The 13,314-nt window shown below is 70.1% G+C and carries 12 protein-coding genes and 1 tRNA gene; 2 read left to right on the top strand and 11 right to left on the bottom strand.

Annotation, left to right across the window (positions count from 1 at the left end):
• Positions 1–73 precede the first annotated feature (73 nt).
• Complete coding sequence (locus ACIRNI_RS23590) at positions 74–751, bottom strand: TetR/AcrR family transcriptional regulator (RefSeq protein ID WP_355361850.1); 678 nt, start codon at positions 749–751, stop codon at positions 74–76.
• Positions 748–1,740 carry an acyl-CoA desaturase gene (locus ACIRNI_RS23585; protein ID WP_403553997.1) on the bottom strand — a complete coding sequence of 331 codons (993 nt, stop codon included), beginning with the start codon at positions 1,738–1,740 and terminating at the stop codon, positions 748–750. The genes ACIRNI_RS23590 and ACIRNI_RS23585 overlap by 4 nt, the downstream gene beginning before the upstream one ends.
• Positions 1,741–1,968: 228 nt before the next feature.
• On the opposite strand from ACIRNI_RS23585, the gene ppc reads away from it, so the two are divergent.
• Positions 1,969–4,698 carry a phosphoenolpyruvate carboxylase gene (gene ppc, locus ACIRNI_RS23580; protein ID WP_403553995.1) on the top strand — a complete coding sequence of 910 codons (2,730 nt, stop codon included), beginning with the start codon at positions 1,969–1,971 and terminating at the stop codon, positions 4,696–4,698.
• Between the two features lie 79 nt (positions 4,699–4,777).
• Here ppc and ACIRNI_RS23575 read toward each other — a convergent pair whose 3' ends face one another.
• From ACIRNI_RS23575 to ACIRNI_RS23540, 8 genes are all read right to left on the bottom strand, one after another.
• The gene (locus ACIRNI_RS23575; protein ID WP_403553993.1) at positions 4,778–5,512 is read right to left on the bottom strand and encodes an LAETG motif-containing sortase-dependent surface protein; all 735 of its coding nucleotides are present in this window, start codon (positions 5,510–5,512) and stop codon (positions 4,778–4,780) included.
• 201 nt (positions 5,513–5,713) lie between these two features.
• Positions 5,714–6,181, bottom strand: a complete 468-nt coding sequence (locus ACIRNI_RS23570; RefSeq protein ID WP_403553991.1) for a hypothetical protein — start codon at positions 6,179–6,181, stop codon at positions 5,714–5,716.
• 54 nt (positions 6,182–6,235) lie between these two features.
• Complete coding sequence (gene pth, locus ACIRNI_RS23565; RefSeq protein ID WP_403553989.1) at positions 6,236–6,832, bottom strand: aminoacyl-tRNA hydrolase; 597 nt, start codon at positions 6,830–6,832, stop codon at positions 6,236–6,238.
• Between the two features lie 84 nt (positions 6,833–6,916).
• Positions 6,917–7,507, bottom strand: a complete 591-nt coding sequence (locus tag ACIRNI_RS23560; protein ID WP_403553987.1) for a 50S ribosomal protein L25/general stress protein Ctc — start codon at positions 7,505–7,507, stop codon at positions 6,917–6,919.
• 209 nt (positions 7,508–7,716) lie between these two features.
• On the bottom strand, positions 7,717–8,694 hold the full coding sequence (locus tag ACIRNI_RS23555; protein WP_031068797.1) for a ribose-phosphate diphosphokinase: 978 nt from the start codon (positions 8,692–8,694) through the stop codon (positions 7,717–7,719).
• A 109-nt stretch (positions 8,695–8,803) separates the two neighbouring features.
• Positions 8,804–10,255 (bottom strand): bifunctional UDP-N-acetylglucosamine diphosphorylase/glucosamine-1-phosphate N-acetyltransferase GlmU, encoded by a 1,452-nt coding sequence (glmU, locus tag ACIRNI_RS23550; RefSeq protein ID WP_403553985.1) that lies wholly within the window; start codon positions 10,253–10,255, stop codon positions 8,804–8,806.
• A gap of 109 nt (positions 10,256–10,364) precedes the next feature.
• A tRNA-Gln gene (locus ACIRNI_RS23545) sits at positions 10,365–10,435 on the bottom strand.
• A gap of 11 nt (positions 10,436–10,446) precedes the next feature.
• Entirely contained in the window at positions 10,447–11,319 is an 873-nt protein-coding gene (locus ACIRNI_RS23540) for a hypothetical protein (RefSeq protein WP_403553983.1), read from the bottom strand.
• 155 nt (positions 11,320–11,474) lie between these two features.
• Here ACIRNI_RS23540 and ACIRNI_RS23535 point away from each other — a divergent pair, with 155 nt between their 5' ends.
• Positions 11,475–12,806, top strand: coding sequence for a sensor histidine kinase (locus ACIRNI_RS23535; protein ID WP_403553981.1), 1,332 nt, complete (start codon positions 11,475–11,477; stop codon positions 12,804–12,806).
• 10 nt (positions 12,807–12,816) lie between these two features.
• Here the strand turns inward: ACIRNI_RS23535 and ACIRNI_RS23530 are convergent, their stop codons facing one another.
• Positions 12,817–13,305, bottom strand: a complete 489-nt coding sequence (locus ACIRNI_RS23530) for an SUKH-3 domain-containing protein (RefSeq protein ID WP_403553979.1) — start codon at positions 13,303–13,305, stop codon at positions 12,817–12,819.
• Positions 13,306–13,314 lie beyond the last annotated feature (9 nt).

The following is a 13,314-nucleotide window of genomic DNA, read 5'->3' as shown; positions in this document are numbered from 1 at the left end:
CCGCGCGTCGTGCGCGGCGCCCCTCCGCCCGTGCGTGGGTGATCGGTTCTGCGGTGGTGATCAGCTCCGGTGATCAGCTCTTGCGGTGGCCTATCAGCCGCGGCTTCGGCTCCAGCCCGTCCAGGCCGTGCCAGGCGAGGTTCACCAGGTGCGCGGCGACCTCCGCCTTCTTCGGCTTGCGGGCGTCCAGCCACCACTGGCCCGTCAGGGCCACCATCCCCACCAGCGCCTGCGCGTACAGCGGCGCCAGCTTCGGGTCGAAGCCCCGGGCCTTGAACTCCAGGCCCAGGATGTCCTCCACCTGCGTGGCGATGTCCGAGATCAGCGAGGCGAACGTACCCGTGGACTGCGCCACCGGGGAGTCGCGGACCAGGATCCGGAAGCCGTCCGTGTACGCCTCGATGTAGTCCAGCAGCGCGAACGCCGCCTGTTCGAGGAGCTCGCGCGGGTGGCCCGCGGTCAGGGCGCCGGTCACCATGTCGAGCAGCTGGCGCATCTCGCGGTCCACGACGACCGCGTACAGGCCTTCCTTGCCGCCGAAGTGCTCGTACACCACCGGCTTGGACACCCCGGCCTTCGCCGCGATCTCCTCCACGGACGTGCCCTCGAAGCCCCGCTCTGCGAAGAGGGTGCGGCCGATGTCGAGCAGCTGCTGGCGGCGCTCGGCTCCCGTCATCCGGACCCGGCGGCCCCGCCTGGGTTTGTCACTATTACTGGTGCTGCTGCCGTCGATCGCCACACCGTCCATCATGCCGCGTTCGCGGCCCGGTCCTGGCGGCGGGCTTCGATCCGCGAGGCGCTCGGCCAGCGCACGTCGTACGCCCAGCCCAGCTTCTCGAACCAGCGGATCAGCCGGGCGCTGGAGTCGATCTGCCCCCGCATCACGCCGTGACGCGCGGACGTCGGGTCGGCGTGGTGCAGGTTGTGCCACGACTCACCGCACGACAGCACCGCCAGCCACCAGACGTTCCCGGAGCGGTCCCGCGACTTGAACGGGCGCTTGCCGACCGCGTGGCAGATCGAGTTGATCGACCACGTCACGTGGTGCAGCAGCGCCACCCGCACCAGCGAGCCCCAGAAGAACGCCGTGAACGCGCCCCACCACGACATCGTCACCAGGCCGCCCACCAGCGGCGGGATCGCGAGCGAGAGCACCGTCCAGCCGATGAACCAGCGCGAGATCGCCCGGATCGCCGGGTCCTTGATCAGATCGGGCGCGTACTTCGCCTGCGGGGTGCGCTCCTCATCGAACATCCATCCGATGTGTGCCCACCACAGGCCCTTCATCAGCGCCGGCACCGTCTCGCCGAACCGCCACGGCGAATGCGGGTCGCCCTCCGCGTCCGAGAACTTGTGGTGCTTGCGGTGGTCCGCCACCCAGCGCACCAGTGGGCCCTCCACCGCCAGCGACCCCATGACCGCCAGCGCGATCCGCAGGGGCCGCTTCGCCTTGAACGAGCCATGGGTGAAGTACCGGTGGAAACCGATCGTGATGCCGTGGCAGCCGATGAAGTACATCGCCACCAGCAGGCCGAGGTCCAGCCAGCTCACACCCCAGCCCCACGCCAGCGGCACCGCCGCGACCAGGGCCAGGAACGGCACCGTGATGAACAGCAGCAGCGTGATCTGCTCGATCGAACGCTTGTTGTCCCCGCCGAGAGTGGCGAGGGGCAGATCCGGGGAAACGTCAGCAGCGGCGGCTGGGTCCGGGGTGTCGAGCACTTGGGGGCTTGAGGTCATGGGGTCCCCTGGGGGTGAGGGATACAACGGAAACCGTGTCACGGGTGCCCATTCCTACGGTCCCGTAACCTACGGCGTCGTAAGTATGTCAGCGTGCGGGCGCGCGGCAAGGGGGCAGTGGAAGGCGCCACGCCCGGCGACACCTATCCTGGGTGTCGTCGGACAGCGTGGTCCGCCAGCTTTCAGTACCCCTCCAGACGTGCTCGAACACTGCAAGGAGCCGCACCTGTGAGCAGTGCAGACCAGACCACCACCGCCAACGCCGAGCTGCGTTCCGACATCCGCCGCCTGGGCGACCTCCTCGGCGAGACGCTCGTGCGCCAGGAGGGCCACGAGCTCCTCGAGCTCGTGGAGAAGGTCCGCCGCCTGACCCGCGAGGACGGTGAGGCCGCCGCCGCGCTGCTCGGCGACACCGACCTCCAGACCGCCGCCAAGCTGGTCCGCGCCTTCTCCACCTACTTCCACCTCGCCAACGTCACCGAGCAGGTGCACCGCGGCAAGGAGATGCGCGAGAAGCGCGCCGCCGAGGGCGGCCTCCTCGCCCGCACCGCCGACATGCTCAAGGACGGCGACCCCCAGCACGTCCGCGACACCGTCCGGAACCTCAACGTCCGGCCCGTCTTCACCGCGCACCCCACCGAGGCCGCGCGCCGCTCCGTGCTGAACAAGCTCCGCCGTATCGCCGAGCTCCTCGAAACCCCGGTCATCGCCTCCGACCGGCGCCGTCACGACCTGCGCCTGGCCGAGTCCATCGACCTGATCTGGCAGACCGACGAGCTCCGCGTCGTACGGCCCGAGCCCGCCGACGAGGCCCGCAACGCCATCTACTACCTCGACGAACTGCACGCGAACGCCGTCGGCGACGTCCTCGAAGACCTCGCCGCCGAGCTCGAGCGCGTCGGCGTCGAGCTGCCGCCCGGCACCCGCCCCCTCACCTTCGGCACCTGGATCGGCGGCGACCGCGACGGCAACCCCAACGTCACGCCCACCGTGACCCGCGAGGTGCTGATCCTCCAGCACGAGCACGGCATCACCGACGCCATCGAGCTGATCGACCAGCTGCGCGCCCAGCTCTCCAACTCCATCCGGTACGCCGGCGCCACCCAGGAGCTCCTCGACTCCCTCCAGCGCGACCTGGAGAGCCTCCCCGAGATCAGCCCCCGCTACAAGCGCCTCAACGCCGAGGAGCCCTACCGGCTCAAGGCCACCTGCATCCGCCAGAAGCTCCTCAACACCCGCGAGCGCCTCGCCAAGGGCACCCCGCACCAGGACGGCCGCGACTACCTCGGCACCGCCGAGCTGCTGAGCGACCTCACCCTGATCCAGACCTCCCTGCGCGAGCACCGCGGCGGCCTCTTCGCCGACGGCCGCCTCGACCGCACCATCCGCACCCTCGCCGCCTTCGGCCTCCAGCTCGCCACCATGGACGTACGCGAGCACGCCGACGCTCACCACCACGCCCTCGGCCAGCTCTTCGACCGGCTCGGCGAGGAATCCTGGCGGTACGCGGACATGCCGCGCGACTACCGGCAGAAGCTCCTCGCCAAGGAGCTCCGCTCCCGCCGGCCCCTCGCGCCCCAGCCCGCCCCGCTCGACGCGGCCGGCACCAAGACCCTCGGCGTCTTCCTCACCATCAAGGACGCCTTCGAGCGGTTCGGCCCCGAGGTCGTCGAGTCCTACATCATCTCCATGTGCCAGGGCGCCGACGACGTCTTCGCCGCCGCCGTCCTCGCCCGCGAGGCCGGACTCGTCGACCTGCACGCCGGCTGGGCCAAGATCGGCATCGTGCCGCTCCTGGAGACCACCGACGAGCTCAAGGCCGCCGACGTCATCCTCAACGACATGCTCGCCGACCCCTCCTACCGGCGCCTCGTCTCCCTGCGCGGCGACGTCCAGGAGGTCATGCTCGGCTACTCCGACTCCTCCAAGTTCGGCGGCATCACCACCTCCCAGTGGGAGATCCACCGCGCCCAGCGCCGCCTGCGCGACGTCGCCCACCGCTACGGCGTACGGCTCCGCCTCTTCCACGGCCGCGGCGGCACCGTCGGCCGCGGCGGCGGCCCCACCCACGAGGCCATCCTCGCCCAGCCCTGGGGCACCCTCGAGGGCGAGATCAAGGTGACCGAGCAGGGCGAGGTCATCTCCGACAAGTACCTCATCCCCTCCCTCGCCCGGGAGAACCTGGAGCTCACGGTCGCGGCCACTCTCCAGGCGTCCGCCCTGCACACCGCGCCCCGCCAGTCCGACGAGGCCCTCGCCCGCTGGGACGCGGCCATGGACACCGCCTCCGAGGCCGCCCACACCGCCTACCGCAGGCTCGTCGAGGACCCGGACCTCCCGGCGTACTTCTTCGCCTCCACGCCCGTCGACCAGCTCGCCGACCTGCACCTCGGCTCCCGGCCCTCCCGCCGCCCCGACTCCGGCGCCGGCCTCGACGGCCTGCGCGCCATCCCGTGGGTCTTCGGCTGGACCCAGTCCCGGCAGATCGTCCCCGGCTGGTACGGCGTCGGCTCCGGCCTCAAGGCCCTGCGCGAAGCGGGCCTCGACGCCGTACTCGCCGAGATGTACGAGCAGTGGCACTTCTTCCGCAACTTCATCTCCAACGTCGAGATGACCCTCGCCAAGACCGACCTGCGGATCGCCCGCCACTACGTCGACACCCTCGTGCCCGAGAACCTCCGGCACGTCTTCGACACCATCCGGGCCGAGCACGAGCTCACCGTCGCCGAGGTCCTGCGCGTCACCGGAGGCGAGAAGCTCCTCGACTCCAACCCGGTCCTCCAGCAGACCTTCGCCATCCGCGACGCCTACCTGGACCCGATCTCCTACCTCCAGGTCGCCCTGCTGGCCCGCCAGCGCACCGCCGCCGAACGCGGCGAGGAGCCCGACCCGCTGCTCGCGCGGGCGCTGCTGCTCACCGTCAACGGCGTGGCCGCCGGACTGCGCAACACCGGCTGACGCGTACGGGAGGAAACGAGGGGGCGCCCGGTCCACGACCGGGCGCCCCCTCGTGCGTCACTGCCGGCTACGGCAACGGCTACAGGGTTTCCGCCGAAGCCGGGGCCTGGGCCTCGACCTGGGTCCTGCGGCGGCGCGCCACCAGGTAGCCGCCACCCGCGACCAGAGCGGCCGCGACACCCGCGAGGACGCCCACGGGCGCGGAGCTGCCGGTTTCGGCCAGGTCGCCGCCACCGGAGCCGTCCGTGACGGGGACGGCGGAGGCGGACGACTCGCCGCCCGCCGCCGAGCCGGAGGCACCGGCGGACGCCTCGTCCGAGACCTCGGTGGAGGTCTCGTCGGAGGTCTCGGCCGACGGCCGCTCGCCGGGCCCGGACGTGCCCGGCTTCCCGTCACCGTCACCTTCGACGGCCTCACAGTCGGTCCAGAAGACCTTCTGCTTGGCCCGGCCGTTCTCGCCGTCGAAGTTCCAGAACAGCTTGTAGTGACCGTCGGGCAGCGACAGGTCCTCGGTACGGCCGTGGCCGGAGCCGTCGAGCGTCAGCGAACCGGTCTTGACCGTCTCACCCTTGACACCGGCCGTCGGCGCCCAGGCCTCGATGCGCCAGTCGACCTCCTGGCCGTCGTCGAAGCCGAAGGCGTCGAGGTAGAAGGTGCAGACGTGCGGCTCGTTCTTGAGGAGTTCCTCGCCGGTCGACGCGTCATGGATCTTGACGGTGCCGTTGTCGCCTTTGGTGGCGAGTGCGGAGGGGGCAAACACCAGCGAGCAGGCCGCAGCCGCCACCAGCACGCCGGAAAGAGTAAGAGTGCGCATGGGCAGTCCAACGAGAGAGGGAGGCCGTGGGGGGCGGCTGAAGCCTCTTGTGATTCCCGACGCCCCGTCAAGGAGACTTGCGCCGCATCCGTACCAAGGACTGCGCCTTGCCCCAATGTTCCCCGTAACGATTGAGTGAATGACCCATTCCGCTACGCCCCTACGCCCCCTGCGCGCTCACCCCCTACACCCCGCCCGGCGTCACAGCGCGAAGAAGGCCCCCACCAACAGCGCCCCACCCGCCGACGCCGACACCCACGCCAACCGCGGCAACCGCATCCCCCCACCGATCACCAGCGCCGCCAGCAGCAGCGCACCACCCAGCGGCAGCCACGCGTGCAACCCACCCGACCAGCCCACGCGCACCACCTCCGTCGTGTCCGGCTTCACCACCACCGCGTAGCTGCCACCCTCCTCCACCGCCACCGAACGACCGATCGTCATGCCGGTACGCGGCCCCGCCGGCCCCTCCGGGTCGTACCGCCCCGTACAGACATCCTCCGAGCAGCCCGTGACCGTCAGCGTGCCGTGCTCACGCCCCTTCGACAGCAGGACGTGCTGCGCCGTACCCCACGACGCCCACGTGCCCGCGACCACCAGCAGCAGGGCGACCAGCGCCATGACGGCACTACGGGCGTACGGGAGGGCTGAAGTCCGCTTCTTGCTCATGGGGCGCGATCCTCTGGCACATGACCGCACCCGGTCAATGCCGAACGGAACCCGTCACGAGTTGTACGCGGACTGCGCCCGCTCCAACCCCTCCGTCACCAGGCACTCCACCGCGTCCGCCGCCCGGTCCACGAAGTAGTCCAACTCCTTGCGCTCCGCCGACGAGAAGTCCTTCAGCACGAAGTCGGCCACCTGCATCCGCCCCGGCGGACGCCCGATACCGAACCGCAACCGGTGGTACTCCGGCCCCATCGCCTTCGTCATCGACTTCAGACCGTTGTGCCCGTTGTCCCCGCCACCCAGCTTCAGCCGCAGCACTCCGTAGTCGATGTCCAGCTCGTCGTGGATCGCCACGATGTGCGCCGTCGGCACCTTGTAGAAGTCCCGCAACGCCGTGACCGGACCACCCGACAGGTTCATGTACGACATCGGCTTCGCCAGGACCACCCGCCGGTTCGCCGGCCCCACCGGCCCCATCCGGCCCTCCACCACCTGCGCCTGCGCCTTCTGCGCACGCTTGAACTTCCCGCCGATCCGCTCCGCGAGGAGATCGGCCACCATGAACCCGACGTTGTGCCGATTGCCGGCGTACTCAGGCCCCGGATTGCCCAGACCCACGATGAGCCAGGGGGCGCCGGCGTCCGTCGTCATGTCGTCACGTCTCCTCGCGTAGGAACAGGGAAACGGGGCGGCGGGCCACAGCCCACCACCCCGTCAAGCGGAACCCGGAAGGGCTCAGGCCTCGGCGGCCTCGTCGCCCGCACCCTCGGCGGCCGGCTCCTCGGCCTGCGCGGCCAGGACCTGCAGGACGACCGTGTCGCCCTCGACGGCCAGCGTGGTGCCCTTCGGCAGCGGGATGTCCTTCGCCAGGACGGAGGCACCGGCCTCCAGGCCCTCGACGGAGACCGTCAGCGACTCGGGGATGTGGGTGGCCTCAGCCTCGACCGGAAGCGCGTTGAGCACGTGCTCCAGCAGGTTGCCGCCCGCGGCCAGCTCGCCCTCGGCGACGACCGGGATCTCGACGGTGACCTGCTCGCCGCGCTGGACCAGCTGGAGGTCGACGTGCTCCAGGAAGCCCTTCAGCGGGTCACGCTGCACGTCCTTCGGGATCGCCAGCTCGGTGGTCTTGCCGTCGATGTCCAGGGAGATCAGGACGTTCGACGTACGCAGCGCCAGCAGCAGCTCGTGGCCCGGCAGCGTCAGGTGGATCGGGTCGGAGCCGTGGCCGTAGAGAACACCCGGCACCTGGTTGGCGCGGCGGATGCGACGGGCCGCACCCTTGCCGAACTCGGTGCGGGTCTGCGCGGCGAGCTTAATTTCGGACATGTGCACTCCTCGTAAGTGTCAGACGGATCAACGGTCGTGGTCACCCGGCCACGACTGGACTTGGCCTGCTACGAAGAGCGCGTCGATAACGGACCGCCGTACCGAGTGAACGGGTACGGCCTCCCTCGCCGAGCAACTACACCAGTCTAACCGAAAGCGAAAGGCCGCCCCGACGCATGGTCGGAGCGGCCCCTTCGCTCATGTGGTGCTCAGCCCTGCTCCTCGAAGAGGCTCGTCACCGAACCGTCCTCGAACACCTCACGGACCGCGCGGGCGATCGTCGGCGCGATCGACAGAACCGTGATCTTGTCAAGCTCCAGCTCACCCGGCGTCGGCAGGGTGTTCGTCAGCACGAACTCGCTGACCTTGGAGTTCTTCAGACGGTCGGCCGCCGGACCCGACAGGATGCCGTGCGTCGCCGTCACGATCACGTCCTCCGCGCCGTGCGCGAACAGCGCCTCGGCGGCGGCGCAGATCGTGCCACCCGTGTCGATCATGTCGTCCACCAGGACACACACCCGGCCCTCGACCTCACCGACGACCTCGTGGACCGTGACCTGGTTCGCGACGTCCTTGTCACGCCGCTTGTGCACGATCGCCAGCGGCGCGTCCAGCCGGTCGCACCAGCGGTCCGCCACCCGCACACGGCCGGCGTCCGGGGACACGATCGTCAGCTTGTTCCGGTCGACCTTCGCACCCACGTAGTCCGCCAGCACCGGCAGCGCCGACAGGTGGTCCACCGGGCCGTCGAAGAAGCCCTGGATCTGGTCCGTGTGCAGGTCCACCGTCAGAATGCGGTCCGCACCCGAACACTTCAGCAGGTCCGCGATCAGACGGGCCGAGATCGGCTCACGGCCACGGTGCTTCTTGTCCTGCCGGGCGTAGCCGTACGACGGGATGATCACGGTGATGCTCCGGGCCGAAGCCCGCTTCAGAGCATCGATCATGATCAGCTGCTCCATGATCCACTTGTTGATCGGAGCCGTGTGGCTCTGGATCAGGAAGCAGTCCGCGCCGCGCGCCGACTCCTGGAAGCGGACGTAGATCTCACCGTTGGCGAAGTCGAACGCCTTGGTCGGCACGAGGCCGACACCCAGCTGATGTGCGACCTCCTCGGCCAGCTCGGGGTGGGCGCGGCCGGAGAAGAGCATCAGCTTCTTCTCGCCGGTCGTCTTGATCCCGGTCACAGCACTGTCTCCTCAGACGTGTTCTCTGGCCGCGAGCCACTTCCGCGCGAACCAGCCGAATTTGTGTGCACGTATCACGGTACGCCGAGTTCGACGCACCTGTTTCCGGTCAGTCCTCGCGTCGGGCCTGCTCGGAGGCCTCCGCCGCAGCCTGCGCGGCAGCACTCCCGGGACGCTTTCGCGCCACCCAACCCTCGATATTCCGCTGCTGGCCACGGGCGACGGCCAGCGAACCCGGCGGCACGTCCTTCGTGATCACCGAGCCGGCGGCGGTGTAAGCCCCGTCCCCGACCGTGACAGGAGCCACAAACATGTTGTCCGAACCGGTCCGGCAGTGAGACCCGATCGTGGTGTGGTGCTTCGCCTCGCCGTCGTAGTTCACGAACACACTCGCGGCGCCGATGTTCGAGTACTCGCCGATCGTCGCGTCACCGACGTACGACAGGTGCGGGACCTTCGACCCCTCACCCACCTGCGCGTTCTTCATCTCGACGTACGTGCCCGCCTTCGACTTCGGCCCCAGGACCGTGCCCGGGCGCAGATACGCGTACGGGCCCACCGTCGCCGCCTCGCCCACCTCCGCACGGTCCGCCACCGTGTTGTCCACCCGGGCGCCACGGCCCACACGGGTGTCCTTCAGCCGGCTGTTCGGACCCACCTCGGCGTCCTCGGCCAGATGCGTCGCACCCAGCAGGATCGTGTTCGGGTGCACCACCGCGTCCCGCTCGAACGTCACCGTCGCGTCCACGAACACCGACGCCGGGTCCACGACCGTCACGCCGGCCATCATGGCCCGCTCCAACAGCCGCTCGTTCAGCAGCCGACGCGCCTCCGCCAACTGCACCCGGTTGTTGATCCCCAGGATCTCCCGGTGATCCGGCGCCACCGACGCCCCCACCCGGTGACCCGCCTCCCGCAGAATGCCGAGGACGTCCGTCAGGTACTCCTCACCCTGGCTGTTGTCCGTCCGCACCTTGCCCAGCGCGTCCGCGAGCAGCTTCCCGTCGAACGCGAACACCCCGGAGTTGATCTCCCGGATCGCCCGCTGCGCCTCGGTCGCGTCCTTGTGCTCCACGATCGCGGTCACCGCGCCGGTCCCGGCGTCGCGCACGATCCGCCCGTACCCGGTGGAGTCCGGCACCTCGGCGGTCAGCACGGTGACGGCGTTGCCGTCGGCGGCGTGCGTCGCCGCGAGCGCGCCGAGCGTCTCACCCGACAGCAGGGGCGTGTCCCCGCACACCACGACGACGGTCCCCTCCAGCGCCCCGGCCCCGAGCTCCTCCAGCGCCATGCGCACGGCGTGCCCGGTGCCGTTCTGCTCGTACTGCACGGCGGTACGGGTGCCCGCGTAGTGCTCGTCGAGGTGCGCGGTCACCTGCTCACGCGCGTGCCCGACGACGACGCACAGGTGCTCTGGCTCCAGCTCGCGCGCCGCCGAGACGACGTGCCCGACGAGCGAGCGCCCGCAGATTTCATGCAGGACCTTGGGGGTCTTCGACTTCATGCGGGTGCCCTCACCCGCTGCGAGGACGACGACGGCTGCCGGGCGGTTGGCGCTCACGGGAATGCCCTTCGGCTTTCGGGTGGTGGACAACCGCAGGATACCGGGGGGTTTCGGGGAGGAAACGAGTGCGGGTCCTGACCGTGAGGTCAGGACCCGAACCTAGGAGCTCCCGGGGAAGGAATCGAACCCTCATTCAATGGACCAAAACCATTTGTCCTGCCATTAGACGACCCGGGATGGTCTGCCCCTTATGTCCGATTCTTTCGATCGGTCGCGAGGGCAGCACCTACTATGCCGTACCAAGCCCCTTCGACGCGACGGTACAAGTCGGCGCTTTGGAGGACGCGGACCACCAGGCAGCCGCGGTAACCCTCGCCGGTGTTCTTCCGGTTGGTCTTGGGGTTGTGCCTCTTGAGTGTCGTCTTGCCCAGGGCTGATGCGTCTGCGCCGACGACCTCGGCCCAGAAGTGCTCGGCTTCTGCGACATCGGCCGATTCGTGCACGTGTACGTGATATCGCAGCTGCTCCCTTGTGATGCCGAGCAGGCGTAGCCAGGCCAGAAAGACCCTGACCATGTCCGGGTCGCTGTTGATGAAGGTGACGCGCTCCTGTGGGCGATGCGGCTTGGATTTGGTGCCCTCGGCCCAATAGAGACCCACGCCCACCAGGAACAGCTCACGGTCGGACAGTTCGCCGACTGCGGTGGCGGCGGCCGCCTTCGCTTGTTGCCGCTCCGCGTCGCGGCGCCGCAGTGTCGGCTCCCAGCCTCGCTTCGCGATAGCCGACGCCTCCGCGGGGGTCCGCTTCCGCTCCGGTTTCGGGAGGTCCCGCACCCACAGCGAGATGGAGCTCTTGGAGCAGCCCAGCTCCATCTGGATCTGGTCGTAGGTCATGCCCTGCAGTCGCAGCTCGCGGGCCTTGGCCCGGAGGTCGTCCTTGGCGCGGGGGCGCTTGGTCCACTCCGGCGGCGGTTCTCCCTTCACGAGCCGGTTGAGGATGTCGTTGTTGTGGACGCCCAGGCGGTCGCGGATCTGGCGAAGGCTGAGGCCTTCCCGGCGCAGGGCGATGGCCTGCTCGCGCAGGCTCTCGAAGTCGGCGTACTTGCCGAGCGCAGTGGTCACGCGGACAGGTTCGTCCGGAATCCGGACGTCCGGGTCGAATGCGCGGGCGATTCACGTGTTCGAGGGATATGTGTATGTTTCGGATGCGGATCGTCCCTGTTTGTGCTGCTGGACTCGCCGGAAAAGAGGTGGTCGCCGCCCGTAGGCTGGGAGACATGACCACAACGGGGGCACACCAGGACGCTGCGGGCGCGACCGCCCGGGGCTGGTGGTGGTGGGGGAGACGGCGCAGCGCCGTGCTGGACGTGGTGCTGGCGTTGGTGTCGGCGCTGGAGTGTGCCGGCGAGGGGGTCGGGTTCGCGGAGAACGCCGGGCTGCCCGTGCCGGTGGGGGTGCTGTTCGGGCTGGTCGCCGGGGCCGTGCTGCTGGTGCGGCGGCGGTGGCCCGTCGCCGTGGTGCTGGTGTCGATCGCGATCACGCCGGCCGAGATGGGCTACCTGATGGGGATCGTCGGGCTGTACACGCTCGCCGCCTCTGAGGTGCCCCGGCGGATCATCGCGGCGCTGGCGGGGATGTCGCTGGCGGCGGTGTTCATCGTGACGTACGTGCGGGTGCGGCAGGACGTCGCGGCGGCGGACTTCGAGACGTCGTCGTGGTACGTGCCGCTGGTGTCGGTGATGCTGTCGCTGGGGCTGAACGCCCCGCCCGTGCTGTTCGGGTTGTACATAGGGGCACGGCGGCGGCTCATGGAGAGTCTGCGGGAGCGGGCGGACAGCCTGGAGCAGGAGCTGTCGCTGCTGGCCGACCGGGCCGAGCAGCGGGCGCAGATGGCGCGGGTGGAGGAGCGGACGCGGATCGCGCGGGAGATGCACGACGTGGTGGCGCACCGGGTGAGCCTGATGGTGGTGCACGCGGCGGCGCTCCAGGCGGTGGCGTTGAAGGATCCGCAGAAGGCGGTGAAGAACGCGGCGCTGGTGGGCGACATGGGGCGGCAGGCGCTGACGGAGCTGCGGCAGATGCTGGGGGTGCTGCGGGCGGAGGAGCCCCAGCCGGTGGCGCCGCCGCCGCCGTCCGCGTCGGTGCCGCTGGAGGCCGTGGGGCGTGCGGCCGCCGCTGCCGCGGCGGAGGCGGCGTCGGAGGACGGGCCGTGCCTGGACGCCCTGGACGAGCTGGTGGAGCAGTCGCGGCAGGCGGGGATGGTGGTGGAGCTGCGGGTGATGGGCGAGGCGCGGACGTACGCGCCCGACGTCGAGCAGACGGCGTACCGGGTGGTGCAGGAGGCGTTGACGAACGTCCACAAGCACGCGGCGGGGGCGAAGGTGGTGGTGCGCCTGGCGCACCGGGGGGACGAGGTGGCGATGCAGGTGGAGAACGGTCCCTCGGACGGTGCGGTGGCGGATGCCGGTCTGCCGAGTGGGGGAAACGGCCTGGTGGGCATGCGGGAGCGGGTGACCGCGCTGGGTGGGGTCTTCGTGTCGGGTGCGACGGACGAGGGCGGTTTCAAGGTGTCGGCGGTGCTGCCGGTGGCGCCCGCTTCGGCGGCGTAGCTCTCAGCTCTCAGGGGGATGTGAGGCGCGTGGGGAGGGCGCCGGTGATCAGGGTGGCGAGGGCGTGGTCGATGTCGGGGCCGAGGTACCAGTCGCCGGAGTGGTCGAGGCTGTAGACGCGGCCTTGGGTGTCGATGGCGAGGACGGCCTGGTGGTCGGCTTCCTCGCCGAGGGGGGCGATCTCGGTCTCCAGGGCGCGGCCGAGGTCGGCGAGGCTGCGGGCGAGGTGGAGTCCGGCGAGGGGGTCGAAGCGGACGGGGGTGGGGGCGATCTGGCGGCCGGGGCCGGGGCCCGCGATGTGGAGGCCGCCGAATTCGGCCCAGGCTTCGACGGCGGCGGGGAAGACGCTGTGCCGGTGTCCGGCGGGGGAGACGTGTGCCCGGAGGGCGTCGGCCCAGTGTTCCGCCTGCTTGATGTCCCAGCGGCCGGGTTGCCATCCGGCCTCGCGGAGGGCGGCGTCGACGGCGACGGGGAACCGGGTGGTGTTGAGGTCGGGCATGGGGGTGCG

This window comes from Streptomyces sp. NPDC093546, assembly GCF_044765045.1.
Lineage (GTDB): Bacteria > Actinomycetota > Actinomycetes > Streptomycetales > Streptomycetaceae > Streptomyces.
The sequence above is the reverse complement of the archived record's forward strand: the minus strand, read 5'-3'. Positions and strand labels throughout refer to the sequence as shown.